The 24896-nt window shown below is 61.1% G+C and carries 21 protein-coding genes; 12 read left to right on the forward strand and 9 right to left on the reverse strand.

The window, feature by feature from the left end; all coding sequences use genetic code 11:
• Positions 1-48 precede the first annotated feature (48 nt).
• On the forward strand, positions 49-1950 hold the full coding sequence (locus ACOYR4_RS16500) for a phospholipase D-like domain-containing protein (RefSeq protein WP_422847339.1): 1902 nt from the start codon (positions 49-51) through the stop codon (positions 1948-1950).
• Positions 1951-1955: 5 nt separating this feature from the next.
• Here ACOYR4_RS16500 and ACOYR4_RS16505 read toward each other — a convergent pair whose 3' ends face one another.
• Positions 1956-2933, reverse strand: coding sequence for a tRNA dihydrouridine synthase (locus tag ACOYR4_RS16505; RefSeq protein ID WP_422847340.1), 978 nt, complete (start codon positions 2931-2933; stop codon positions 1956-1958).
• A 261-nt stretch (positions 2934-3194) separates the two neighbouring features.
• Here ACOYR4_RS16505 and ACOYR4_RS16510 point away from each other — a divergent pair, with 261 nt between their 5' ends.
• Positions 3195-3740, forward strand: coding sequence for a hypothetical protein (locus tag ACOYR4_RS16510; protein ID WP_422847341.1), 546 nt, complete (start codon positions 3195-3197; stop codon positions 3738-3740).
• Positions 3741-3756: 16 nt separating this feature from the next.
• Here ACOYR4_RS16510 and ACOYR4_RS16515 read toward each other — a convergent pair whose 3' ends face one another.
• The 3 genes from ACOYR4_RS16515 to ACOYR4_RS16525 form a co-directional block, all read right to left on the reverse strand.
• The gene (locus ACOYR4_RS16515; protein ID WP_422847342.1) at positions 3757-4923 is read right to left on the reverse strand and encodes a methyltransferase; all 1167 of its coding nucleotides are present in this window, start codon (positions 4921-4923) and stop codon (positions 3757-3759) included.
• Positions 4924-4998: 75 nt separating this feature from the next.
• Positions 4999-5523: a GNAT family N-acetyltransferase gene (locus ACOYR4_RS16520; protein WP_015015097.1), complete on the reverse strand. Its 525-nt coding sequence runs from the start codon at positions 5521-5523 to the stop codon at positions 4999-5001.
• 167 nt (positions 5524-5690) lie between these two features.
• Entirely contained in the window at positions 5691-6278 is a 588-nt protein-coding gene (locus tag ACOYR4_RS16525) for a hypothetical protein (protein ID WP_110960971.1), read from the reverse strand.
• A 163-nt stretch (positions 6279-6441) separates the two neighbouring features.
• Here ACOYR4_RS16525 and ACOYR4_RS16530 point away from each other — a divergent pair, with 163 nt between their 5' ends.
• Entirely contained in the window at positions 6442-7077 is a 636-nt protein-coding gene (locus ACOYR4_RS16530) for a response regulator (protein ID WP_060986041.1), read from the forward strand.
• On the forward strand, positions 7064-8962 hold the full coding sequence (locus ACOYR4_RS16535) for a hybrid sensor histidine kinase/response regulator (RefSeq protein WP_422847343.1): 1899 nt from the start codon (positions 7064-7066) through the stop codon (positions 8960-8962). The genes ACOYR4_RS16530 and ACOYR4_RS16535 overlap by 14 nt, the downstream gene beginning before the upstream one ends.
• Here the strand turns inward: ACOYR4_RS16535 and ACOYR4_RS16540 are convergent.
• The 3 genes from ACOYR4_RS16540 to clpB all read right to left on the reverse strand — a co-directional run bounded on the left by ACOYR4_RS16540 (position 8934) and on the right by clpB (position 13553).
• Complete coding sequence (locus tag ACOYR4_RS16540) at positions 8934-10373, reverse strand: coniferyl aldehyde dehydrogenase (RefSeq protein WP_422847344.1); 1440 nt, start codon at positions 10371-10373, stop codon at positions 8934-8936. The two genes, ACOYR4_RS16535 and ACOYR4_RS16540, sit on opposite strands and share 29 nt — an antisense overlap.
• Before the next feature lie 145 nt (positions 10374-10518).
• On the reverse strand, positions 10519-10872 hold the full coding sequence (locus ACOYR4_RS16545; RefSeq protein WP_422847345.1) for a hypothetical protein: 354 nt from the start codon (positions 10870-10872) through the stop codon (positions 10519-10521).
• A gap of 74 nt (positions 10873-10946) precedes the next feature.
• Positions 10947-13553 carry an ATP-dependent chaperone ClpB gene (gene clpB / locus ACOYR4_RS16550; protein WP_422847346.1) on the reverse strand — a complete coding sequence of 869 codons (2607 nt, stop codon included), beginning with the start codon at positions 13551-13553 and terminating at the stop codon, positions 10947-10949.
• A gap of 228 nt (positions 13554-13781) precedes the next feature.
• On the opposite strand from clpB, the gene ACOYR4_RS16555 reads away from it, so the two are divergent.
• The 8 genes from ACOYR4_RS16555 (at position 13782) to ACOYR4_RS16590 (ending at position 22023) form a co-directional block, all read left to right on the forward strand.
• The gene (locus tag ACOYR4_RS16555; protein WP_422847347.1) at positions 13782-14375 is read left to right on the forward strand and encodes a GspH/FimT family pseudopilin; all 594 of its coding nucleotides are present in this window, start codon (positions 13782-13784) and stop codon (positions 14373-14375) included.
• Entirely contained in the window at positions 14369-14926 is a 558-nt protein-coding gene (locus tag ACOYR4_RS16560) for a GspH/FimT family pseudopilin (RefSeq protein WP_422847348.1), read from the forward strand. Before ACOYR4_RS16555 ends, ACOYR4_RS16560 begins: the two co-directional genes overlap by 7 nt.
• Entirely contained in the window at positions 14914-15549 is a 636-nt protein-coding gene (gene pilV / locus ACOYR4_RS16565; RefSeq protein WP_422847349.1) for a type IV pilus modification protein PilV, read from the forward strand. Before ACOYR4_RS16560 ends, pilV begins: the two co-directional genes overlap by 13 nt.
• A 10-nt stretch (positions 15550-15559) precedes the next feature.
• Positions 15560-16462, forward strand: a complete 903-nt coding sequence (locus ACOYR4_RS16570; protein ID WP_422847350.1) for a prepilin-type N-terminal cleavage/methylation domain-containing protein — start codon at positions 15560-15562, stop codon at positions 16460-16462.
• A gap of 86 nt (positions 16463-16548) precedes the next feature.
• Entirely contained in the window at positions 16549-17313 is a 765-nt protein-coding gene (locus ACOYR4_RS16575; RefSeq protein ID WP_422847351.1) for a pilus assembly PilX family protein, read from the forward strand.
• Between the two features lie 189 nt (positions 17314-17502).
• Complete coding sequence (locus tag ACOYR4_RS16580) at positions 17503-21090, forward strand: pilus assembly protein (RefSeq protein ID WP_422847352.1); 3588 nt, start codon at positions 17503-17505, stop codon at positions 21088-21090.
• A gap of 26 nt (positions 21091-21116) precedes the next feature.
• Positions 21117-21563, forward strand: a complete 447-nt coding sequence (locus tag ACOYR4_RS16585) for a type IV pilin protein (protein ID WP_422847353.1) — start codon at positions 21117-21119, stop codon at positions 21561-21563.
• 79 nt (positions 21564-21642) lie between these two features.
• A complete protein-coding gene (locus ACOYR4_RS16590; RefSeq protein ID WP_422847354.1) occupies positions 21643-22023 on the forward strand; it encodes a hypothetical protein in 381 nt (126 codons plus the stop codon).
• A 78-nt stretch (positions 22024-22101) separates the two neighbouring features.
• Here the strand turns inward: ACOYR4_RS16590 and ACOYR4_RS16595 are convergent, their stop codons facing one another.
• On the reverse strand, positions 22102-23220 hold the full coding sequence (locus ACOYR4_RS16595; RefSeq protein ID WP_422847355.1) for an acyltransferase family protein: 1119 nt from the start codon (positions 23218-23220) through the stop codon (positions 22102-22104).
• Positions 23221-23461: 241 nt separating this feature from the next.
• Entirely contained in the window at positions 23462-24595 is a 1134-nt protein-coding gene (locus ACOYR4_RS16600) for an ABC transporter substrate-binding protein (RefSeq protein ID WP_422847356.1), read from the reverse strand.
• Positions 24596-24896 lie beyond the last annotated feature (301 nt).

The raw sequence follows: 24896 nt of genomic DNA on the forward strand, positions 1-24896 counted from the left end.
CTATACCTGAGCCCTGCGCCCCAGCGGCTCCACGGTCACAATCGCGCCATGCTGTCTTCGCCCCCCTTGTCCCTCACCCCGCCCCAGTCAACCCGCCCCGGCTGGCCGCTCTGGGTCGTGCTGCTGGTCGCCATGGCCCTCGCGGGCTGCGCGGGCCTGCCCAAGGAGGTGGACCGCCCGGTGTCGGTTGCTCTGGCTGCCCCCGGCGATACCCCGCTGGGGCAGCTCGTCGCAGCACGCAGGGCCGCCGAGGGGGCACGGCATGCCTCAGGGTTTGCACTGCTCAGCGGCCCACAGGCTGCCTACAGCAGCCGCCTGGCCCTGGTCGACTCCGCCCAGAAAACCCTGGACCTGCAGTACTACGCCATCCACGCAGACGCGAGCAGCGAGCGCCTGCTGCTCAGCGTGATGGCCGCAGCCCAGCGTGGTGTGCGGGTGCGCGTGTTGCTGGACGACTTTCACAGCACCGGGCGCGACGCGCAGGTGATGCGGCTGGCGTTTGTGCCCAACATTGAGATGCGGATGTTCAACCCCGTGACCGGTGCCCGGGGTTCGCCCATCGGCCGCATGCTGAGCCTGCTGGGCGACTTCTCGCGCGTGCAGCAGCGCATGCACAACAAGCTGTTCATTGCCGACAACGCCATGGCCGTCACCGGAGGACGCAACTTGGGCGATGCCTACTTCGGCAACGCCGATTCGGGCAACTTTGTGGACCTGGATGTGCTGGCCGCGGGCCCCATCGTGCAGGACCTCTCGCGCAGCTTTGACAGCTACTGGAACAACGAACGCGCCTACCCGGTGCAGTCGCTTATCACCCAGAGCGAACTCGACCACTTGCGCGACAGCATCCGTGTGGCCGACGAAGGGCGGAGGCGCCGTGTCGCAGGCCAGGGTGGCACCACGGCGCCCGACCGCTCACCGCCCGACATGGGGCCCGGCACCACCGCTGCGCAGCGGGCGCGCATCTGGAACTACGAGCCCATGGACCTGGAGCGCACGCCCTTTGTCTGGGCAGCAGCAGCGGTCCTGGTAGACCAGCCCGCCAAGATTCCGGCCGACAGCGCAGCGGCGGGCAGCGTGCCCAATGGGGCCGCCCCTGCAGTGTCCCGAGCGCCACCCAGTCCTGCCGCGAGCACCCCGGCAGGGGTACCCGGCGACCTGAGCGGCCCCAACAGCCCCAAGGCCGCTGCCGCCGCCCTGGTGTCGGGCTCCCGCAAAGTAGCGGCGGCAGACAGTCCACCGAGCTCCCTGTCCCGCACCGGCACGGAGGCCAACGAGGCGCAGACCGATACGGTGGTGGATGGCCTTTTGCAGCTCATGGGCCAGGCGCGGCGCGACCTGCTCATCATCTCGCCCTACTTTGTGCCTGGGCCAGACATGGAGGCCGCCTTTGCGGCTGCGCGCGCACGCGGCGTGCGCGTGCGGGTGCTGACCAACTCGCTGGCCTCCAACGACGCGCCCATTGCGCATGCCGGCTACGCCCGCCACCGGCCGCAGCTGCTGGCCATGGGGGTGGAGCTGTACGAGATGCACAGCGAGTTGCCCGGCGTGCTGCTGGGGGCCCTGGGCGTGTCGGGCAGCATGGGCAACAGTGCGGGTGTTGTGGGTTCGCAAGGCGGCTCGCGCGCCATGCTGCACACCAAGCTGCTGATCGTGGACGGCCGCTTGCTGGCGGTGGGGTCGATGAACCTGGACATGCGTTCGCAACGGCAGAACACCGAGGTGGCGCTGCTGATTCGCAGCACGGAGCTATCCCGCCGGGCCACCACGCAGATTGACGCGGCATTGAAAGAGTCCGCCTGGCAGGTACAGGCCACCGACCAGGGCCTGCGCTGGCGTGCTCCTGAGGGCAGCGGGCTCCCCGACGCCACCACCGAGCCCGATGCCAGCGCCCCCCTGCGGCTGATGCTGCAGCTGCTGGGACCGCTGGCCCCGGACCACTTGCTGTAGCCGGTTTAAGCCCCTTGGGCGCAGCCAGCCCGGGCCTGCAGCTCTGCCACCCACACGGTGATGGCCCGCTGGTCCGTCATGGTGCGCACATGCTGGTAGGCCACCTCTGCCTCGGCAAACCGGCGGCGCAGCAGGTTGAGCCATTGCTTGAGACGCCCTGCGCGCTGGCGCGGCTCCAGGTCGTCACACACCAGCTGCCAAAAGGCGGCCAGGTGTGGCACCAGATCGGCCCACACCACGGTGTCCGTGTCCGGCCGCCCGGCATCGGCAGCGCGAATGGCACGTGCCAGGCCGGGGTCCGCCACAATGCCGCGCCCCAGCATCAGCGCGTCGCAGCCCGACACCTCACGGCAGCGCTGCGCGTCTGCCACCGTCCAGATCTCGCCATTGGCCACCACCGGAATGGAGACCGCCGCGCGGATGGTGGGGATGTGTTCCCAATACGCCGGCGGGCGGTAGCCGTCGGCCTTGGTGCGCGCGTGCACCACCAACTCAGCCGCGCCGCCCGCCTGCATGGCCTGGGCACATTCGCGCATCAACCCCGTATCGTTAAAGCCCAGGCGCATCTTGGCCGACACCGGCAGGTGCGCGGGCACAGCGCGGCGCACGGCCCCCACCACGGCCGCGATGCGCTCGGGCTCCTGCAACAGCGCAGCGCCCCCGCCGTGGCGGTTGACCACCTTGGCCGGGCAGCCAAAGTTCAGGTCGATACCCTCCGGGCCCAGTGCTGCCAGGCGTGCAGCGTTCTCGGCCATGCTGACGGGGTCGGAGCCCAGCAACTGCGCCCGCACGGGCACACCGGCCAGGGTGCGGCTGCCATTGCGCAGCTCAGGCACATAGCGCAGGAACACCTTGTCGGGCAGCAGGGTGCCGGTGATGCGGATGAACTCGGACACGCAGCGGTCCACGCCCCCCACACGGGTCAGCACATCACGCAGCACAAAGTCCAGAAGCCCCTCCATCGGGGCGAGCAGCAAGGTCATCTCAGGGGGCTGCTGGCTCGATGGGCCCTCTCGGAAAAAGGGGCCTTCACAGGCACTCAGCAACAAAAATCAAACAAAAACAGCTCCAAGCGCTAGTGCAATATGCGCTAGCAGCTATCAAATAAGGAGCAAATGTACGGACCGGTGGCGCCCAACGCAGCGCCGGTCAGCCCGCGATTGTGATGCAGGACACCCAAGGGGTCATCACGGCGTCACGCCCGGCTGGTGCAATGCCCGCCTCAGACTGCCAAGGAGCCACCCATGCTGCTGCAAAAAACCGAGAAAGCCCGCCTGGAACTCTCGCCCGGTGTGCGCACCCTGAGCCTGCGCGAACGCTCCCTGCTCCTGCTGGCCGACGGCAAACCGCTGTCAGACCTGCAAGCCATGTACAACGGCATTGGCGCGCAGATTGTCGAGAACCTGATGCGCCAGGGCTACCTGACCGGGCCGGCAGACCTGCCGCCCACCCCAGAGCCCACTACACACACGTCCACACCGTCCATCGAGCGCCCCGCGCCTGGCGAATCCCTGCGGTCGCTGGCCGGGGCGCGCATGTACCTGTTTGACACCTGCGAGCGCCTTTTTGCGCGCCGAGACCCGGTGCTGGCGCAGCACTTTCGCGAGGCGCTGCGCGCCGCCAAGGACCGCACCAGCATGCTGGATGTGGGCGAGGCCATGTTCGAGGAAGTCGCGCTTGCAGCAGGTGCCGAACGCGCCGCCAGCCTGCGCGAGCGGCTGGACCAGTTGCTGCCCACCAGCCCGGTGGCTGAAAACTTTGCCGCTACGCAGCCTGCGCTGCTGGATTGAGCCGTTCAGTGCGGATTCAGGCCGCAGCCAACCGCCACAGGGACGTGACCTCGGCCGCGCGCGCAGCGTGCAGCGCATCCTGCGCGTCGGCGGCCTTAGCATGCACCGGCTTGACGTCATGGCGACCACGCACCACCAGGCCCGCCTCGGCAATCCACGCCAGCAGTTGCTCGCGCGAGCGCAGGCCCAGGTGCTCTGCCAGGTCCGATAGGATCAGCCAGCCCTCGCCGCCGGGCTCTAGGTGGGCCGACAAACCCGCCAGAAAGCCCTTGAGCATGCGGCTGCCTTCGTCGTACACGGCGTGCTCGATGGGGGAGTTAGCGCGCGCTGGCACCCACGGGGGGTTGCACACCACCAGCGGCGCACGGCCCGGTGGAAACAGGTCTACTTGCTGCAGCTCCACACGGTCCAGCAGCTGCAGTCGTTGCAGATTTTCGCGCGCACAGGCCAGCGCGCGCGGGTCCTGGTCAGTCGCGACCACCCTTTGCACACCCCGGCGCGCCAGCACGGCGGACAACACCCCCGTGCCCACGCCAATGTCGAACGCCAGCGCTTTGCTAGGCAGTGGGGCTGCGGCCACCAAGCCCACGTATTCGCCCCGCACCGGCGAGAACACCCCATAGTGCGGGTGGATGCGGTTGAGCGGCGGGGCACCCAGCGCAGGGATTTCGACCCCTTTCTTGCGCCACTCGTGCGCGCCCACCAGCCCCAGCAGCTCACGCAGCGTGGCCACCGAGCGCTCGCCGGTCGCTGGCCCCCAGGCCTCGGTACAGGCCTGGCGCCAGTCCGGGGCGCGGCGCAGCGCAATGCTGTAGTCGCCTTCGAGCGGGATCAGCACCGACGCCAGCACCCGCGCGCGCTGAGCCTGCGCCTGGCGGTGCAGGTGAAACGCCTCGGCCGGGGTCGCCGCCGCGAGCTTCTGGGACGCTTTTGCCGCCGCCTTGCGCGGCTTCTTGTCAGCCCGGCGCATCAGCGCCTGCAGCAGGTGCCGCGCATTCTGAAAATCGCCCTGCCACAACAACCCCGTGCCCTCGCAGGCCATGCGGTAGGCGGTGTCGGCGGCCAACGTGTCGTCGGCCGTCTCCACCCTGCGCGGCGCCGCAGCGCCACTTTCGGAGCGCCACAGGGCTTGCTGGGGCTGGCCCTGGTGGGTCCAGTGGATGGTGGAAGGAGTTGTGGGCATCAGCGTCTGACAGTGCCGCGCACAGTCCGAAGGGTTGGAAAGGGGCGCGGCGACGCGGCGGGGTGTCGTGGCACCTTATGCGTTGATCGGGCGCTTGAGGCGGACTTCTTCAATCTTCACGCCACCGATCACGGCCGTCTTGGCTGTGGACAGCTCGCGCTTGAAGCCGGCCAGCTCGTGAAAGCGCAGTGCGCGCTCGTTGCGCAACGGCACCCAGGCGGTGACGTTGGTGCAGCCTTCTTCTTGCAGGCCGTCGCGGGCGGCGTCCCACAGGGCCAGGCCTACGCCCTGGTTCCAATGGGTGGGGGCGGCGTAGATGGCCCAGATCTCACCGGTGGTGGGGCGGGACTTTTCATCGCGCGAGCGGTCGTAGCCCACAAAGCCGACGATCTTCTCGCCGTCGACCGCCACCTGGACCTGGGGCTCGCAATATTCAATGGCCTCGCGCCAGTAGGCCTGGCGCTTTTCGACCGAAGACATGGATTTCAACTGCTCGTCTGGCACCAGTCCTTTGTAAGCCTCTTGGGCAGAGACAGTGTGGATCTGGGCAATGGCTTTGGCATCGCGAAGCGTAGCGGGACGAACCTGGATACTTGACATGAAAAAACCGAACGAAAACGGGGAATGAAAAAACAAAAGGACCGGCATTGTCGCCGCAAACGGTTTTTCCACCCTGACAGGCGGTTAGTACGGCCCTGAAGGCCATGCTTTCCCACCCCGCTTTTCGCCCCCTTCAGCCCCTCCCAACGAGGGCGCTGGCAACGCCATCAGGCCATGGCCATGGCGCCCGACAGGGCGCTGCCCGCGGCTGCAGTGGCCGCAGCCGCGCGTTGCACCATCGCGCGCTTGTTGCGTGGGCGCGGCACATGCACGGCGGGCGGGGCCCCATTGATGGCCGCCAGGCTGAGCACCAGGGTGACGGTGCGCGAGCCACCGTCGCGGTCCTCGCTGGCATAGGCACGGTAGCTGCCGTTGCCCTGGCCGTGGCTGCGCTGCACTGTGTGGAATGCCACCCGGGCGCCCGTCACACGGTGCCCGCCGAAGGGCAGCACCCGCAGGCGGGCATCGCGGTCCAGCGCCAGGCCCAGATTGCCGGGGCGATTGATGAGGTCGGTGCGGATGGCGCGCCAGGTCTGCCCCGCGTCGGCCGAGAATTGCCACGTGCCCGCCTGGGCGTCAAGGTGCTCGATCACCACGCCTGCGGCGGCCAGCATGTCGGGGCAATGCTCCTGCACGATGTGGGCCACGCTGTTGCCCCCCAGGCCTGTGCCAGCGTCGGCGGCCGGTCGTCGTTCGCTGCGGTGCAGGCCTGCTTCGGAGGTGCCGGCGCCATGGGTGTGTGCATTGATCGTCATGGGAACCCTTTGAAAACGGAATGTGGTTACGAAGGTTTGCGCATTGGTGCGCACCCAAAGTGCTTTTCAATGCTTGACGGAAAGTCTAGAAAGTGCACATAGAGGCGTCCATCGCACAAATGGACTAGCCCGCAACACCCGGTTGTGCGCAATACTTGCCTGTATGACTGCCCGTCTTTTGCTCGTGGATGACCACACCTTGTTCCGCACGGGGCTGCGCCTGATCGTGCAAGACCATCCCAGCGTGGGCAGCATTGCCGAGGCCGGCTCGATCGCCGATGCTTGCGCACTGCAGCAGGCCGACACGGATCTGGTGCTGCTGGACATCCAGTTGCCAGGCATGAGCGGACTGGACGGGCTGCGGCTGCTGCGGCAGGCCTGCCCCAAGGCGCGCATCGTGCTGGTGTCCGCCAGCGTGGCGCCCGATGCGATTCACGAAGCGCGTGCGCGTGGTGCAGATGGCTTTCTGCCCAAGTCTGCAAGCGCCGAGGACATCCTGGAGGCCATCAGCTGTGCGCTGTCTGGCCAGCCGTGTTTTCCGATCAACAGCGGCAACAGCGCCACGGTGCGCGGACCCGACACGCCGTCGCTCACGGCGCGGCAGCTGGATGTGCTGTCGCTGCTGTGCACCGGCCGGCCCAACAAAGTGATCGCCCGCGACCTGGGGCTGAGCGAGAACACGGTGCGTGTGCATGTGGCGGCCATCTTTGCGCAGCTGGGCGTCAACAGCCGCAGCGCTGCGCTGCTGGCAGCCCAGCGCCTGGGCCTGTCCACCCCGCAGCTCCATGACCCCCTCTGAGACCAGTCCGCTCCCCCTCGAACCGGTGATTCCGCCCACACGCTGGGGCTGGCCGGTGTGGGAGCGCGACGAGGTGCTGCGCGAACAGGTGGCCCTGCTGCGGCAGAACTTTCCGATGACGCTTCTGGCGTCGCTGGCCACGGCCCTGGGCACGCTCTGGGTCATGGCCCGGGTGGCAGACACACAGGCCATCACGGTGTGGCTGGTCTCGCACACGCTGGTGGTGGCGGGGGTGTACCTCACGCTGCGCAGCATTGCACCCTTTGTAGACCCGGCGCCGCAGGCTGCGCGCAAGCTCATCGCCTGCATGGCGGCCATGGGCCTGAGCTGGGGCAGCCTGGGCTATGTGGTGCTGTACTGGGGCAACTCCGACAGCGTCATCTACGCCATCGGCATCATCAGCACGGTCTCTTCAGGGGCGCTAGGGCTGGGCGCACCGCTATACCGCGCCTACGTCACCTACCTCACCAGCGCCATCGGCGGTGTGATGATGTCGGTGGCACTGGCCGGGGGGCCCGTGATGTGGCCTGCGCTGTTCCTCACGGGGGTGTACTACGCGCTGACCTGCCTGCAGGCTCGCACGGCCGACCGTGCCACGCGGCGCAGCATTGCGCTCAAGCTGGAAAACGAGCGCCTGGTCAGCCAGCTGCGGGCCGAGTCGCAGCGGGCCCTGGCGGCGCAAGAGGCCGCCGAGCAGGCCGACCGCGACAAATCCCGTTTTCTGGCAGCGGCCAGCCATGACCTGCGCCAGCCCTTGCATGCCATGGGCCTGTTTCTGGAATCGCTGCACCGCAGCCCGCTCAACGACCATCAGCGCACCGTACTCAAGCACGCCCATGCGGCATCAGGCGCTGCGGCCGAGATGCTCACCACCTTGCTCGACTACTCCCGGCTGGAAGCGGGCGTGGTCAAGGTACGGCCGGCCGCTTTTGCGGTGCAGCCCCTGCTCACCGCGCTGGAGCAGGAGTTTGGCGTGCAGGCCGACACGGCCGGGCTGGTGTATCGCACCCGGGAGACCTCAGCCGCTGCGTTCGCCGACCGCTCTCTGGTCGGCCTGGTGATGCACAACTTCATCTCCAACGCCCTGCGCTATACCGCCCACGGCGGTGTGCTGATCGCCTGCCGCACGCGCGGCAAACGGCTGGCGCTGGAGGTGTGGGACACCGGAGCCGGCATCCCCGAGCACCAGTGGGAAAACATCTTCAAGGAGTTCCACCAGCTCGGCAACCCAGAGCGCGACCGCCGCAAGGGGCTGGGCCTGGGACTTGCCATCGTGCAGCGCCTGGCGCGTGAAATGCGCACGTCTGTGGAGTTGCGCTCGCAGCCTAGCAAAGGATCGGTCTTCCGGCTGTGGCTGGACCGCTGGCAGGGTGCGCTGGAAGACGATGCCACCACACCCCAGGACGGCCGTAGCCTGATGGGCCTGAAGGTGCTGGCCATCGACGATGACGAGGCCGTGCGCCTGGGCATGCAGTCATTGCTGCAAAGCTGGGGCTGTCAGTGCATGACCGCAGAGTCCAGCGCGGATGCCCTCGAAGTCCTGGAGGACGTGACGCCCGATATCATCATCACCGACTTCCGCCTGCGCCATGAAGAAACCGGCAAACAGGTGCTGCAGGCGCTGCGTGCCTACCTGGGAACCAACGTGCCCGCGATCATCATGACGGGTGACACCTCGCCCCAGCGCCTGCGGGACGCGCAGTCCACCTCCGCGTTGCTGCTGCACAAGCCGGTCTCCACCGGCCAGCTGCGCGATGCAATGGTGCAGCTCATCACCCAGCCGCCCCTCCCTGCGGCCATGGTGGACGACGAACCGGAAGACGGTCAAACAGCACCCGGGCAACTCACACAAAGCACTACAACCAGCGGCGCAGCAGCCCCATGACCTGGTCGAACTTGGCGCCATAGGGCGGATAGAACAGCGAGCCCATGGCCCAGCGCGACTGCACCAGCACCGACTTCTGGTGGCAAAAGCGCAGGAATCCCTGCTCGCCGTGGTAGGCGCCCCAGCCACTGTCGCCCACGCCGCCAAACGGCAGGTTGTCGTGTGCAATGTGCATCAGCGTGTCGTTCACCGTCACCCCGCCGCTTACGGTACGGCGCAGCACATCGTCGCGCACGGCCTCGCTCTGGCCAAACCAGTACAGCGCTAGCGGGCGGGGCCCGGCGTTGATGTGGGCGATGGCGTCGTCCAGCCGCTCGTACGAGATCACCGGCAGGATGGGGCCGAATATCTCTTCCTGCATGAGCTGCATCTGCGACGTGGCGCCAAACACCAGCGTGGGCAGCATCTGGCGGCTGGCACCGTCACCCAGCGTACCAACCGTAGAAGCCACCTGCTTGCCATCGGTCGGGTCGATGGTGTGCACCTCTGCCCCTTGTGTTTGCGCCTGCTGGAGCATCGTGCGCAGGCGGGCATGGTGGCGGGGCGTGACGATGGAGGCGTAATCGGCGTTGCCCTCGATGGTGGGAAACAGGCGCACCACCGCAGCCCGGTAAGCCTGTGCAAATTCGCCCTCACGGCCGCGCGGCAGCAGCACGTAGTCAGGGGCAACGCAGGTCTGCCCTGCGTTGAGCAGCTTGCCGTGCGCAATCTTGAGTGCTGCGTCCTGCATGTCGCAATGGCCGTCGATGATGCAGGGAGACTTGCCCCCCAGTTCCAGCGTGGTGGGCGTCAGGTTCTGCGCCGCCGCCTGCGCCACCTTGCGGCCCACCGCCGTGGAGCCCGTGAACACGAGGTGATCAAAAGGCAACGAGGCGAACAAGGCGGACAGGTTGGCGTCGCCCTGCACCACACAGAATTCGTCGGGAGCGAAGAACTGCGCCACCAACAGTGCCAGTTGGGCAGAGGTATGGGGCGTCAGCTCACTGGGTTTGAGCATCACGCGGTTGCCCGCCGCCAGTGCCGTGATGGCGGGTGCCAGGGCCAGTTGCACCGGGTAGTTCCACGGCGCAATCACCCCCACCACTCCCATGGGCTGACGCTGGATGAAGGCGTGGGCCGGCTGCAGGTAAATCGGCGTGTGTACCTTGCGGGGCTTGACCCACTTGGCCAAGTGGCGCAGCGTGTGCGACAGCAGGGTGCGCAGCACAAAGAAGTCGGCCACCTCCGTGAGGCGGGGGGACCGCATGCCAAAGTCGGTCTGCACGGCCGCCGCCAGCACAGGCCCATTCTCATCGAGCAGTTTGCGAAGGCGCAGCAATCGCTCCCGGCGCACGAGCAGCGGCACATCCACATGCGCACGGCTGGCCTGGAACTGAAGATCGAAATGGGCGCGGATATCGGTGGGTGTCATGGTCGGATGATAGGAGACACCCAGACGGGCACGTCACAAAAAGGCATGCGCGTTAGGGTTGATGCCCGTTGGCTTGCGCCCGTGCCATGGGCCCTGACGAAAGGAAGCTGGTTGCCACCGTAGTGCAGCGGCCGCCACCACCCTATCAACGGACTTCGCGCGCTTCCACGTCTGTGACCTGCGTCGACCCTGGCAGGATGCCACCCCGGCGCGACGCTGCAGCGTCCTCACCGGTAGCTTCCGGCGCCCTGCTGCCACGGCGGCCCGCAGACCACCGCTCCGTGGACCGAAAGACTTTGCTGAAGCCTGTGCGCGGGTCCACACCCATCACCCACGGCGTCACCGGCCGACCGGTCAGGCGGGCCCAACCTGCACGCAGCACCCACACCAGCGCCAGCAACATAGCCGCGACCAAAAGGCTGGCAAACAAGACCAGCCCCATGGCGATCACGATCACACGCAGCAGCAGGCTGACGACACCCGCAACAAAATCATTCAAACGACACCTCTCCTTCACAACTTGGGATGCGATTGCGGTGCCGAATCACACCGCAATCGCATCCCGGGCCCGCATCACTCTTGCGGAGCCACTCCGAACTGGAACACACCAGGCTCCAGCACAGGGTTCACGGTGACCGGAATCACACTCTTGGGCGCGAATCGCCCTTCGAGCAACAGCTTGGACAGCGGGTTCTCGATGCGCTGCTGAATCGCCCGCTTGAGCGGCCGCGCACCGAACACCGGGTCAAACCCCACCTTGGCCAATTCTGCCAAGGCAGCGTCGGACACTTGCAATTCCAAATCCATCTTGGCCAACCGGGATTGCAGCAGCTGCAGTTGGATCTTGGCGATCGAGGCAATGTGCTGTGCATCCAGTGCGTGGAACACCACGGTCTCATCAATGCGGTTCAGGAACTCCGGCCGGAAGTGGTTTTTGAGTTCGCCCCACACTGCTTCTTTGATGTCGTCCGAGTCCTGTCCCACCATGGCCTGGATCAGGTGCGAGCCGATGTTGCTGGTCATCACGATCACCGTGTTCTTGAAGTCCACGGTGCGGCCCTGGCCATCCGTCAGGCGGCCGTCGTCCAGCACCTGCAGCAGCACGTTGAAGACATCGGGATGGGCCTTTTCCACCTCGTCGAGCAGCAACACGCTGTAGGGCTTGCGACGCACGGCTTCGGTCAGGTAGCCGCCCTCCTCATAGCCCACATAACCGGGTGGTGCGCCGATCAGGCGGGCCACCGAATGCTTCTCCATGAACTCGCTCATGTCGATGCGGATCAGGTGCTCCTCGCTGTCGAACAAGAAGCCGGCCAATGCCTTGCACAGCTCGGTCTTGCCCACGCCCGTGGGGCCCAAAAACAGGAACGAACCCGTGGGCCGGTTGGGGTCAGACAGGCCCGAGCGCGAGCGACGGATGGCATTGGCTACCGCAGAAATCGCCTCGTTTTGCCCCACCACACGTTCGTGCAGCTTGGCTTCCATCTGCAAGAGCTTGTCCTTCTCGCCCTGCATCATCTTGGCGACCGGAATGCCCGTGGCACGGCTTACCACCTCAGCGATTTCCTCGGCGCCCACTTGTGTGCGCAACAGGCGGCGCGCGGCGGGCGCACCGTCCTTGCCAGCTTCTTGCGCCTGGGCTTCCTTGAGCTGCTTTTCCAGCTCGGGCAGCTTGCCGTATTGCAGCTCGGCCACCTTGTTGAAGTCGCCCTTGCGGGTGAACTCTTCGATCTGGAACTTGAGCTTGTCGATCGCCTCGCGCACATGCGCACTGCCCTGTGCCTGGGCTTTTTCGGACTGCCAGATCTCGTCGTAATCGGCGATTTCCTTTTGCAGCCGGGTGATCTCTTCCTCGATCAGCGCAAAGCGCTTTTGAGAGGACTCGTCTTTTTCCTTGCGGACGGCTTCGCGCTCGATCTGCAACTGGATCAGGCGGCGGTCGAGCTTGTCCATCACCTCAGGCTTGGAGTCCATCTCGATCTTGATCTTGGACGCAGCCTCGTCGATCAGATCGATCGCCTTATCCGGCAAGAAGCGATCCGTGATGTAGCGATTGCTCAGCTCGGCCGCTGCGACGATTGCCGGGTCGGTGATGTCCACGCCATGGTGCACCTCGTACTTCTCCTGCAGGCCGCGCAGGATGGCAATGGTCGCCTCGACGGTGGGTTCGCCCACGAGGATTTTCTGGAAGCGACGCTCCAGCGCCGCGTCCTTTTCGATGTACTTGCGATATTCGTCGAGGGTGGTGGCCCCCACGCAGTGCAGCTCGCCACGCGCCAGCGCGGGCTTGAGCATGTTGCCCGCATCCATCGCGCCCTCGCCCTTGCCGGCGCCCACCATGGTGTGCAACTCATCGATAAAGACAATGGTCTGGCCTTCATCCTTGGCCAGCTCGTTGAGGACACTTTTCAGGCGCTCTTCAAACTCGCCACGGTACTTGGCACCGGCGAGGAGCGCCGCCATGTCGAGACTGAGCACGCGCTTGTTCTTCAGGCTCTCGGGCACCTCGCCCGCCACGATGCGCTGGGCCAAGCCCTCAACGATAGCGGTCTTGCCCACACCGGGCTCACCGATCAGCACGGGGTTGTTCTTGGTACGCCGCTGCAGCACCTGAATGGCGCGACGAATCTCGTCGTCACGGCCAATCACCGGGTCCAGCTTGCCCATGCGAGCGCGCTCGGTCAGGTCCAGACAGTATTTGGCCAAGGCACCGCGCTGGCCCTCGGCCTCGGCGCTATCCATCTTCTGGCCGCCGCGCACAGCTTCAATTGCAGCCTCCAGGCTCTTGCGCGTGAGGCCGTTGTCCTTGGCAATCTTGGCGGCATCGCCCTTGCTGTCGATCACAGCCAGCAGAAACAGCTCACTGGCAATGAACTGGTCACCGCGCTTGATGGCTTCTTTCTCAGTGGCTTGCAGAACACGGCCCAACTCGGGCCCGCCCTGTACCTGGTCGTTGCCTTGCACCTGAGGCAGCCGCTTGACGGCGGCTTCAGCCGCCGCCAGCAGCCCGGGCACATTGGCGCCTGCACGTTGCAGCAACGCCTTGGGGCCGTCTTCCTGTTGCAGCATGGCCTGCAGCACATGCACGGGCTCGATATAGGCGTGGTCATTGCCCAGCGCAATGCTCTGGGCGTCGCTCAGGGCTTCCTGAAACTTGGTGGTGAATTTGTCGAGACGCATGATCTATGTCCTCCGAATTGCACTGAACTTGAGGTACAGCGCGTCAGATTTCAAGACATCACAGACCGAGGGGATTGACTAACATCAACGAATTTCGTATGGAGATCGCACAGGCTATGAAATAGCGAGACGATTCTTTGAGTACATGCTGATACCGATCATCGTGTAACGTGTACCACTCATCTAGGGTGCCAAACGCCCCTCCCCCCTTCTACCTACCATATGACCATGCTTTCCACCTCATCTTCGTCGCCCGCCAGTGCCCGTGGGTTTACAGCTATCGAACTGATGGTGACGGTGGCCATCCTTGCTGTGTTGGCTGCTCTTGCAGCCCCCAGTTTTACGCCGATTATCGAACGGTGGAGAGTTCGGGATGCGGCCGAGAATCTTTCAACAGCACTGTATTTCGCGCGCTCTGAGGCGATCCGGCTAGGGGGCAGCGTCATTATTGCGAGAAATACAAGCGATAGTGGCTGCACATCCTCAGGAAATACTGATTGGAGTTGTGGATGGCGCGTGTTCTATGACGCAAACAATAATGGGAGTCAAGATACCTGTAATACTGCAAATACGCCCAACGAGTGCAATATTAAAATCAACACCCCCCCTCCCAATACCAGCATCACATTGACCGGAAGTACCGGAATTATTGCCATAGATCGATGGGGAATGCTGGCAGATTCCATTAATGCCACTGCGCCAACTACCATGAATTTTTTAATCACGCCCAAAGGCATGGGCGCAAGCTCCACGAATGCGAGTAGATTATGTGCAGGCACCGGAGGCCGCATCATCCTGAAAAAGGGTAGTGATTCGTGCTAGTACGCGACTACTATCTTAGTTTACGCGGCTTCACCACCATTGAACTCATGGTTGTGATAACTATTTTAGGAGTTTTGACCGCTCTAGTTGGTCCACAGTTCACAACTATTATTGATCGTTGGCGAGTGCGCAATACAACCCAGTCCCTGATTGATACATTTTATTTTGCACGATCAGAAGCCATAAAGCGCGGCGGCAAGATTGGAATTCAGAAATTATCGAATGTCGCTCATGGCTGTCAGCTGGCAAGCACTAACCAAGAGTGGGGTTGTGGCTGGATTGTCTTCGTCGACAGTGATGGCAATGGAAAATACAAATCTGGCGAAGAGATTTTACAAACCATCGCAACGCCGACCAACATTGACGTCATTCACAAGTCAGGTGGCACTAATATTAATGTAGATCGCTTTGGAAAGATGAGTGGCCTGAATGCCAAAGGATTCATCATTTCACCAGCATCAACAGGCATTTCATCATCCGCCACTCGAGGCATATGCATGGCAGCAGGTGGTCGAATCAGAGTTATCGAGGACGTTCCATGCTCCAACTGAAAAAATTAGTGCGACCGGCGAAAAATCAGACTGGCTTCAGCTTGATCGAAGCCTTGGTCGCTATCGTTGTAATGACACTTGGTATTCTGGGAATTCTTGGAGTTCAAATGCGCACGCTCACGGATACCCAAGCGGGGGTCCGCCGAGGCCAGGCCATTCGACTAATCGAGGATATTGGGGAGCGTTTGGTCAATAGTCCTGATGCGCTCAATAACTTGGCAAGCTATCAAGTTGCTCTCACCGACCCACTCCCTACAAACACAAGCGACTGCTGCACTGCTGCTGCCTGCAACACAGCTGACCTAGCAGCCTGCGATCTTCGGCAGTGGCGCCTCAGAGTTGACAGTACGCTTCCTGGAGCCAAAACCGCCGTATTCATTCCGCAGGGAGCCTCCCGTCAATTGGGAGTACTGATCGGATGGAATGAGACCCGCTACAACCAGAACGGCCAAAGTTTTTCAACGTCAGATCTGACGGCATTAAATGCTCCACTCGCCGTTTCTGGAACTGACTCGACGGGCGCTGCTATTAGCTGCCCCAGCGGTTACACATGCCATATTCAATATGTACAGCCGACCCAGCGTTGCACGCCTGAGGCGGGCACTTTGTATTGCCCCAATTGAATCCCCGCCAATGAAGTACTACTCCGCACTTTCCACATTTGCTCCTCGGTCCAAGGCGCGGCAGCACGGTGTAACGCTCGTCGAACTCATGGTGGGTATCGCCATCGGCTTGATGGTTGTGGCCGTTGCTCTGGGTGCACTCATGGCCTCTCGCGGGATTTCTGGAACCGTGTCGGAAGCAACCTCATTACAACAGCAAGCCTCCTATGCATTCCGGGTCATTGGCCAGCAAATTAGACAAGCCGGGAGCTTGGAGTTAAGCCTCACTCCGAGCATAGCACCCGCAGCCTCAGACGCGGTGGCGGCCATGACTGCAGTGGCCTTTGATCCACCGGATCCCACAGGCACCCGCCCTCCTTTCAGCCGCGCCTCAAGCACACTCGTTGCGGACACCACACCTAGTTTTACGGTCGGCTACCAGAACTACACCGAGACAGTGACGCCCCCTGCGCCTGCGTCCACTCCCATCCTATCCTCGTTGCTTAGGGACTGCCTTGGACAGAACCCGGCACTGGCCGCCAGCGGTAGCGTGGGCGCTACGCCGATACTGAGCAGTAAATTTCAACGCAACGCCAGCACTAAAGAGCTGGAATGCGTTGGAGCGGGCGGAGTGAGTCAGCCGATTATTGGCAACCTCACTGACTTCCAAGTGCGATACGTCCAGCAGGCGCCCAACACCACCAATTTGCAATACCTAGCAGCTTCGGGCGTTATCGCCAATGCAGCCAGCGCTACCGCCACTTGGACCAATGTTTATGCAGTAGAGGTGTGCCTTGAACTCACTGGCACTGAACCTGCCCCTACGGCAGGAGCGACTTATACCAATTGCAGCGGCACATCCACCTCCTATGGTGACCGCCTCAAGATGGTCTTTCGCAACATTTACCAAATCCGCAGTCAGGGACAGATTTGATGAAGTCCGACCGATTTACAGCGAATCCCATCATGAAAGTCGCATACACATCCACCCACTGTCGCCGGCCTAGTGGCCAACGTGGCATGGCACTTTATGTGGTGATCGTTTTCGTGCTTTTGTCGATGCTGCTGGCCCTATGGGCGGCGAGAAGCGCACTTTTTAACGAGATTCTTGTAGGAAATGACGCCGACTATCGTCGAACTTTCGAAGCGGCGCAGGCGATGATCCAGGACGCCGAGTTTGATATCCGAGGGCTGCAACCGGATGGAAGTGCTTGTGCCCGAACAGCCGGGAACAGTGATTTGTGCCGCCCGCCTCCGTCGCCAGCGATTCCAGCCAGTGGTGCGACTCCTGCGACACCGGCCACGGCAGGCGCAGACGTCTACTTCGATTTTGAAACCAAGGATTTGGGCAATATGCTCTCCACAGTGCAAAGCTTGAGCCCTAACGGAACACTTTGCTACAAGGGTATTTGTCAAAAGCGCCCCGATCCGCAAGATTTCTGGAACGACAGCACCAAAATGACCGCGATGACAGCAGCCAATGTAGGCGCGCGTTACGGTCAGTTTACCGGCGCAAGCGCAGCGGCCACTGCAAATCCGATATTGGCTGAAACTGCATCAGGTAAAGGGGCTTGGTACTGGGTAGAAATAATGCCATATATTGATCCCGACGGGTTGTCATTACTTTCTGGCATGCCTCCTGGATCCAATGTGGAAAGGTTTGCGCCGATGCGCACAAAATTATTTGTCTATCGCATCACTGCAATTGCACGGGGCAACAAGCCGGGGAGTGAGGTCGTATTACAGTCCACACTCTCGCTTCAGGACCCGAACAATTCCAAATAGTCTCATAGTACACAGCTGAACCACAACAATCGGAGTCCAGCCATGCGCACAGCATCACACCCTCAACTCAAACTGCTTGCTATCCTCATAGCAACAATTTGGAATCCTCTGCCTGCTTTTTCCGCTCAAATACCCTTGGTGCAGTATCCAGCAGGAACAGCCTACAAAGCCCCTATACCGAATGTCATCATGTCCATTGACACCTCGGGAAGTATGGGCACAAAAGACGACGGCGTTAAAACTCGGATTCAGCACGTACAAGAAGGGTTGAGATCTGTTCTTATCAATACCACCAAATATGACGACCAATTTCGGCTGGCGTGGCAATCATTTGCGTGCAAGGGCATTCCATCGAGTTCTGGTGGCTGCTCCAATGACAATGCAATGGGAAAATTTTCTGGTGCAAAGAAGACGGCTTTTGACACTTGGCTTGGACAACTTTCAGCGTCAGGCACCACGCCATCTCAAGTGTTGGCTTGGAGTGCAGGAAAATATATGCAGACAACTGGGGCAGACAGCCCTTGGAATGCCACTCCAGGTACTGCAGACAGCTCACCGATCAGCTGCCGCCGCGCCTATCATATTTTCTTAACTGACGGTGGTTGGAACTTTAAGTACACGGATAGCGGACTAACCGGTACCTCATTTAAGTCCGATATGCTGCTTGGCACAGTGAGCAATACAACAAGCAGCACAGCACCTACCCTTTCAAATCCAGCAGATGTTCCCGTTCGAAATTTCGACGGCAAATCGATAGCCGCATTGCCAACACCTGCACCCGCGACATCTTCGCATCCAGCCTCCCCATACGGTGTGAAGTCCTACTCAATCACCCCTACGGCTGATCCGACAGTCGATCAAACGAGAATATACCGGGACGGATATGGAGACCGAATTGTTACTACTCGGACAAGTAGTGGCTCTGGAGGTAGCACAAGATATACCCATACTTACTATGCCTATCCTAGCCTGGCAGACATTGGTTTTTACTTCTGGGCGACCGATCTACAGCCAGGGATCAGCAACGAGGTCATCCCAAAAATAAGAAAATCTGGAAATGAAACTTTTACGAGCGGTTCAAATTCAGTCACATTAAATGAATATTGGAATCCAAAGAATGATCCTGCAGAATGGCAGCATCTAGTCCAATATACAATTGGATATGGATCGACCGCGAGTAATATGAGAAAAATTGGTGGCGCATCATCGTCCACCTACAATGGAGAAGCTTGCTCAAACTACACAGGCTCGAGCAAAACCACCTGCGAAAATTCGTCCACATCTCCGCAATGGACTGGCGGCATTTTTGGCATGTATGACTCCGGCTTTGCCAGCTTAGCCGCAGGCAGCACCAAATGGGACGACGTCACATCTGCCAATGCTGATTCTGACTATGACGACTTTCGCCCACAGGAAATGTGGCACATGGCAATCAATAGCCGTGGCAAATATTACCCTGTCACGGGCGATTTGACTTCCGTCTTCGCAGACATTTTCGACGACATCGTTGTCGACACGACTGCACCAATTTCTGGTTTTACATCTGCTTCGGGATCCGTCAGCCGTGTTGGCACCCAGTCTTTCCAAACCAGTTATATCGCCGCAGATGATGGAAACTCCAACGATAACCGCTGGTACGGTTACGTAACTTCGAACTCCATCGACACTTCTGGCAATTTCACTCCCAACCCTGACTGGGGATTGGTGGGCGGGAGTACGACGAAGGGATTGTCCACGGCCGACAAGCTAGCTACTGTTAACACCAGTACACGTTTGGTGCTTTCCTACAAGCAACCGACTTCGACAGGCATTTCCTTCAAATGGTCAAATCTGAGCAGTTCGACGAGCACGGCCTCACAACAGATGTGGCTTAACAATGGAACTGTCGGCACTGCCGCGACAATCGCTGGTGACGGCAGAGGAGAAGATCGCGTTAATTTCATCCGCGGCGATCAATCCAAAGAGGCGGCAAACTACTCCCTTGCGAATACCACAGCAACATTCAGAAATAGAAAAAATCGCCAGGGCGATATTGTAAATTCAGCGATATGGTATGTGGGCGCGCCTTCTAGTGGATACTCCACTAGCTCCTACACCACGTTTGCCGCAAATAATCGCGGACGATTACCCATGCTTTACGTTGGTGGTAATGATGGCATGTTACACGGATTCTCCGCGAAAGATGGCACAGAAAAAATCGCGTACGTGCCTCATGGAGTGGTTCAGAACCTTTCCGCACTTACAAACACCAATTATGAACACCGATACTATGTGGACGGATCACCGCAATCCGGTGACATCAATATTGGTGATACTTCCACGCCAGATTGGCGCACTTATTTGGTCGGAACCTTGGGCGCCGGTGGGCGCGGTTTCTTTGTGCTGGATGTGACTAAGCCCGGCCCCCTTGACGCCTCGTCGTCCGTACCGGCTCCAGCCACCAACTTTACGGAGTCCAATGCCGCTTCGTTGGTGGTGATGGATAAAACTGCTGCACCTATCAGTGATGCTGTCCCTCCCTCCAAACCAGCCGATGCCAACTCCCATGCGGATATAGGTCACATTTTTGGGCCACCCGTAGTCTCTGAGAGCAACCAGCAACTTTCCAAGCAAATAGCACGACTAAACAACGGTCGGTGGGCTTATGTAACCGGCAATGGATACAACAGTACAAATGAGCGACCTGTTTTGCTTATTCAGTACCTAGATGGCAATCAGTCACTTTTTACCATACCCGCCGCAACGACGGGTGCTGAGGCCGTTGGCAATGGACTTTCAACACCAGAATTCTTGGACGTCAACGGTGACGGGTCTCCGGATTTTGTGTATGCGGGCGACCTGCGAGGCAACATGTGGAAATTCGATATTTCCAAAGTGGATGCTTCGCAATGGGGCGTAGCATTTGGTGGTAGCCCGTTGTTTACTGCCTCATATACATCTGGCGGATCAACTAATCGGCAACCTATTACGACTCCACCCGTTCTTCGCGCCAATCGGACAGTGGGAGGCCTGATGGTAGCTTTTGGGACCGGTCAAAATCTGACAGAGGGCGATCGCACGGACACCTCCGTCCAATCGTTTTATTCCATTCTGGACAACACACGTTATCAAATCGAAACTACTGGAGCCAACGCAGGTAAAGTCGCGATAAAGTCATCAAACCCCACCCCAGCAACCGTGAGCGGGCGTAGCGTGCTGCAGGCTGAAGTAGTGGACAACGGTGCCGACAATACGACCGCAGGCACAGGGCTGGGGACTGCAGGTAGTGGTGTAAGCACGGGGCGTTCGTTCTGGACTCTAACAACTCAGGAGGTAACGTACACATGCAAACCCACCGATACTTCCTGCTCCGTCAAACAGGGGTGGTATCTGGACTTACCAGTATCTGGCGAGCGTGTCACGACCAGCCCAACCTTCTTCAACGGCGGCAATACACTCGAGATCATTAGCGAGAAGCCTGCTACTGGTAGTGCTACTGCCAGCGGTAATGAAGTCTGCGCCCCCCAACCCAGCGCATCGAAGACCTATCGCACTTTAGTCAACATCGCAACTGGTGTGCCAGCTCCTTTGACGATCATGGATGTGAATGGTGACGGCCTCTACAACGCCTCCGATATGAGCGGGACCAAGAATTACGCACGTATGTCAGCGTCCGGAAAAGAACTCAGGTTCACCACAGGAAAGAAACAAATTCGCAAGGGCAATGACGGCAAAACCGATGCACTTAAAATTTATCCCTCGTTGCTGGTTCGCCCCAACTGGCGACAATTGAAATAATGAGCACAGGTCCTATCAGAGGTTATATGTACCTAAGAACATCGCTGCATAAAGTCCGCGGATTCACGCTGATTGAATTGATGATTGTGGTTGCTGTGGTGAGTATTCTCTCGGCCGTAGCCTACCCAAGCTATCAGGAATATGTACGGAGAGGTCACCGGGCTGAAGCTCGGGCAGGCCTGCTACAGACGCAGCAGTGGCTTGAACGAGCGGCGACAGCGACCGGCACTTATCCCACAGCTTCACTGCCGACGTCACTCACGTGGTCAACAGACAGCAGCAAGCGGTACACAATTGCACTGGCTGCCAGCAATACGGCCACCTCTTACACGCTGACTGCCACTCCAAAGTCGGGCAGTGCCCAGGCCAGCGATAAGTGCGGAACGTATACATTGACAAATAGCGGCCTCCGTGGGGCCGCTGGAAAAACATCCGGAGAAGCTGGATATAACGCTGACTGTTGGGGCAAGTAAGGACGTGTGGGTTTTTCTGCCGTTTTCACCGGCCAATTCACACTTTTTCGGTGCCTCGTTCTAGAGCTTGGCGTTTCCGATGAGCGAACAGCACGGGCCTAAAGCCCCCACCCCAACCGACACTTTTGACCCAGACTCCACCCTGGCATTCCAGCGTCGGATGGAAAAGGCTCCCGAATGGTTTTGTTCGTTTCTGGCAGGCAACAGTAGAGAAAAGAGCCGCCTGCGCCGCGAGCTGGCCACGATGAAAGGCTCAGTGGTCTGGCTGGTGCAGCAGCGCCGACAGGGCACCTGGAGTGCAGAGGAGCGTGCCCACCTGCGGGATGTCATGCGGTCCGCCTCTTCGGTCAGCCCTTACCTTTTCATCTGGGTGATCCCGGGTTCGATGCTGCTACTGCCCCTCATGGCATGGTTTCTGGACAAACAGCGCAAGCGCCGGGAGCGCAAGCTTTTGCGATAGCGCTGCACCCGGCGAAAGGGCGGGCCATGCTCAAAAAAAGCGGACCCACCAACTCGCCCAGGCGGTTTCAACCAAAGGCTACGCCCAGTTGCTGGTAATGACCACCAGCATGCCCGCCCCTACCAGACCCAGCTGCCAGCGCAGCGCCGTGGACCACGATGGAACGTGGCGCTCCACCCGCAGATACAGGAGGCGGCCGGCGGCCAGCGACAGTGCGAAGGCCAGCAGCATGCCCAAGGCGTTCAACACGGGCGAAGTGGGCCAGAGGTGGCAGACCACCGCGTTGACCAGCAAGCACACAGCAAAGTGCACCAGGAAGACTGAATACGACATCTGACCGAGCTGGACGATCGGTGATACGCCGGCAAAACTGCGCACGCGATCGGAGCGCATGGCCACCGCCAGGCACAGCGCCGTGACTGCGGCCACGGCAATGCGCGCGCGGAAGTCCACAGCCAGTGCCACGCCCGCCAACAAGGCCATCATCGTCATCCACCCCTGCGCCTGGGGGGCGCGGGTCGCCCAGTAGGCCAGCATGCCGAGGCCGTAAGCACCAAAAAAGTACAGCGCCCACATGTCCAGCCCCGCCATGCGGTTGAACAGCCACAATGAGGCGCCCGCCATCAGCAACACCAATCCTTGCGATACGGCCGCCGCCTGGTGCCGTAACTGGGGCACTGGCAGCGCACGCACCCCGGCGAGCATGAGCACGGTCAGGGCAAAGAGCTGGAAATCGATGGCCACGTACCAAACGCCGGCCGACAACGCACCTGCACCCACAATGTCCTGCAGCAGCAATGCGTTCGCCAGCAGCTGCGAGAAAGTGGGCTGGTCGGGCACGGAGTGGTGGTCCATCCAAGGCCGAACCAGGGCAGACACCAGCACCGCCAGCACCAGCGCCACGGCGTAAGGCACTACCAAGCGCACAAAACGCTTGGCAATAGCGGTACCAGCATGTTCAAAGCGGGCAACGCCCTGGGGCGCAAGACTCGCAGCAGCCAGATACCCGCCCAACACCAGAAACACCTGCACCGCCATGCGCCCGTAGTCGTACAGCCAGGCCATGAGGGCTGGAGCCAAAGGGTGGGCAATGTCGGACATCGGACCATAGAAGGCCAAGTGGTGCCACACGATGGTGGCGCAAGCCGTGCCCTTGATCATGTCGATCAAAGGTGTGCGGGATGTGGGCGAGGACATAGGGTGTGTTTGTGAACTCCAGCAGACGGAGCGCCGCCAGACATCCTGATCCATCCCCTACCGCGTTGTCTGCCGTGCATGGCCGCGAGACGAACGAACCCAGAGATGGAGTAACAAAGCCTCCTATTGTCCTCGGTTACCGGATTTTTTGCACGGCCCTGCTGTCCCGCCCGGTTCGCTCCTCACAAGCACGGGTTGGCAGACCCGCAAATCACCCCGCTCTGTCCGGCCCGAGGGGCCCTCAATAGCGCAGGCTACCCTCTGCATCCACAATGGCCAGTTCCACGTACGTGGAACCATTGCGGGTCTTGGGAGAGTACTTCACGTTGAAGCGGCCGAACGAGATATCGCCCGCTTCTTCCATGGCCTTGATGAAGCTCTCGGTGGTCAGGTTGCGCCCCGTGCGGCGCAGCCCCTCGACCAGCAGTCGAGCATGCACGAACCCATCGAACTGCGCTGCCGACGGCTGAGCGCCAGGTGATTTGGCACGCAGCAGGTTGATGTAGTCTGCGACCACCGGGATGGTGGTGTTGCGCAGCGACGGCATGATCTGCGCCAGGATGATGCCGCGCGCCTTTTCCTTGAGCTCGCGGTTGATCACGTCCAGGCTCATGACCGAGAAACCGTAATAGGCGGGCCGAGCGCTGGTGGCCTGCACCTCCTTGATGTAATTCGTGAAGGAAGCGCCCCCGGTGGCCATGATCACTGCCTGTGGCTGGGCTTTCTCCGTGGCCGCCGCTGCCGCAGCGAAGTCCGGCTTCTGCGGATCGAGCTTGAACTCGGCCATGAAGGGCAGCTGAAGTGCCTGTGACGCCTTGCGCAGCTCCGCCACCAGAGCCTTGCCCAGGCCATCGTCCAGATACAGGACCGCAACGCGGGTGATGCCCTGGCGCTGAAGCTGGGAGACGATCTTCTGGGCTTCGCTCTCATAGCCCGCACGCACATGAAATACCAGGGGGTTAAACGTTTCGCGCAGCGCCGAGGCGCCCGTGACAGGTCCGAACAGCAAGGTGCGGTGTTCATTGATGAGGGGCAGGATCGCGGCGGTCTGCGCCGTGCCCGTGCTGTGGTAGATCATGAAGACCTTGGCGGCTTCGAGCAGCTGGCGCGTGTTGGCCACGGCCTTCTGGGCGTCAAAGCCGTCGTCCAGCGTGGTGTAGCGGATCTGGCGGCCGTGCACCCCACCCTTGGCGTTGACGGACTCGAACAGCAGCCGCGAGCCTTCGGTGTACTGCACCGTCTGCGGCCCCAGGGGCCCGGAAAGCACGACCGATGCACCCAGGTGGATTTCGGTGTCGGTCACCCCCTCATTGCGGGCGTGGACCGCTCCCGCCATACCCAGTGCCACCAGCAGCAGCATCATGAAATTGCGCAAAACGTTTCCCTCCTTTGTCGACAACACCGGTGTCAGCCGTGCAAGTCACCCCATCGGGACGGCATCGGCAGCACCGTTGGCAGCCATTCCCAGCGCTGCACAGTCATCGGTAATTAGTTACTAAACATCACCATTTTCGCGGCAGCATCCCAAAGTATTGATGGGGGTTTGCCCTTGTGCCTGTGCCCAAAAGCGTTTCGCCCGCCCTGTGCAGATGCACAAGGCGGGCGAAAGGGAGAAAGGGGGTGGAAAGCGCTGTCTACCAGAGCTGCAGATCAGCGGGTAGTCCGGCCGCGGCACC

Source organism: Acidovorax sp. M14 (genome assembly GCF_049331375.1).
Classification (GTDB): Bacteria; Pseudomonadota; Gammaproteobacteria; order Burkholderiales; family Burkholderiaceae_C; genus Acidovorax.

Excerpts from the sequence above, each read along its gene's own strand:
- pilV (WP_422847349.1), top strand. The coding sequence starts at position 14,914 with ATGCTCCAACTGAAAAAATTAGTGCGACCGGCGAAAAATCAGACTGGC.
- ACOYR4_RS16500 (WP_422847339.1), top strand. The coding sequence starts at position 49 with ATGCTGTCTTCGCCCCCCTTGTCCCTCACCCCGCCCCAGTCAACCCGC.
- ACOYR4_RS16590 (WP_422847354.1), top strand. The coding sequence starts at position 21,643 with ATGAGCGAACAGCACGGGCCTAAAGCCCCCACCCCAACCGACACTTTT.
- ACOYR4_RS16515 (WP_422847342.1), bottom strand. The coding sequence starts at position 4,923 with ATGCCCACAACTCCTTCCACCATCCACTGGACCCACCAGGGCCAGCCC.
- ACOYR4_RS16580 (WP_422847352.1), top strand. The coding sequence starts at position 17,503 with ATGTCCATTGACACCTCGGGAAGTATGGGCACAAAAGACGACGGCGTT.
- ACOYR4_RS16575 (WP_422847351.1), top strand. The coding sequence starts at position 16,549 with ATGGCACTTTATGTGGTGATCGTTTTCGTGCTTTTGTCGATGCTGCTG.
- ACOYR4_RS16540 (WP_422847344.1), bottom strand. The coding sequence starts at position 10,373 with ATGACACCCACCGATATCCGCGCCCATTTCGATCTTCAGTTCCAGGCC.
- ACOYR4_RS16520 (WP_015015097.1), bottom strand. The coding sequence starts at position 5,523 with ATGTCAAGTATCCAGGTTCGTCCCGCTACGCTTCGCGATGCCAAAGCC.
- ACOYR4_RS16510 (WP_422847341.1), top strand. The coding sequence starts at position 3,195 with ATGCTGCTGCAAAAAACCGAGAAAGCCCGCCTGGAACTCTCGCCCGGT.
- ACOYR4_RS16555 (WP_422847347.1), top strand. The coding sequence starts at position 13,782 with ATGCTTTCCACCTCATCTTCGTCGCCCGCCAGTGCCCGTGGGTTTACA.
- ACOYR4_RS16535 (WP_422847343.1), top strand. The coding sequence starts at position 7,064 with ATGACCCCCTCTGAGACCAGTCCGCTCCCCCTCGAACCGGTGATTCCG.
- ACOYR4_RS16530 (WP_060986041.1), top strand. The coding sequence starts at position 6,442 with ATGACTGCCCGTCTTTTGCTCGTGGATGACCACACCTTGTTCCGCACG.
- ACOYR4_RS16505 (WP_422847340.1), bottom strand. The coding sequence starts at position 2,933 with ATGACCTTGCTGCTCGCCCCGATGGAGGGGCTTCTGGACTTTGTGCTG.
- ACOYR4_RS16595 (WP_422847355.1), bottom strand. The coding sequence starts at position 23,220 with ATGTCCTCGCCCACATCCCGCACACCTTTGATCGACATGATCAAGGGC.
- ACOYR4_RS16525 (WP_110960971.1), bottom strand. The coding sequence starts at position 6,278 with ATGACGATCAATGCACACACCCATGGCGCCGGCACCTCCGAAGCAGGC.
- ACOYR4_RS16585 (WP_422847353.1), top strand. The coding sequence starts at position 21,117 with ATGTACCTAAGAACATCGCTGCATAAAGTCCGCGGATTCACGCTGATT.
- ACOYR4_RS16570 (WP_422847350.1), top strand. The coding sequence starts at position 15,560 with ATGAAGTACTACTCCGCACTTTCCACATTTGCTCCTCGGTCCAAGGCG.
- clpB (WP_422847346.1), bottom strand. The coding sequence starts at position 13,553 with ATGCGTCTCGACAAATTCACCACCAAGTTTCAGGAAGCCCTGAGCGAC.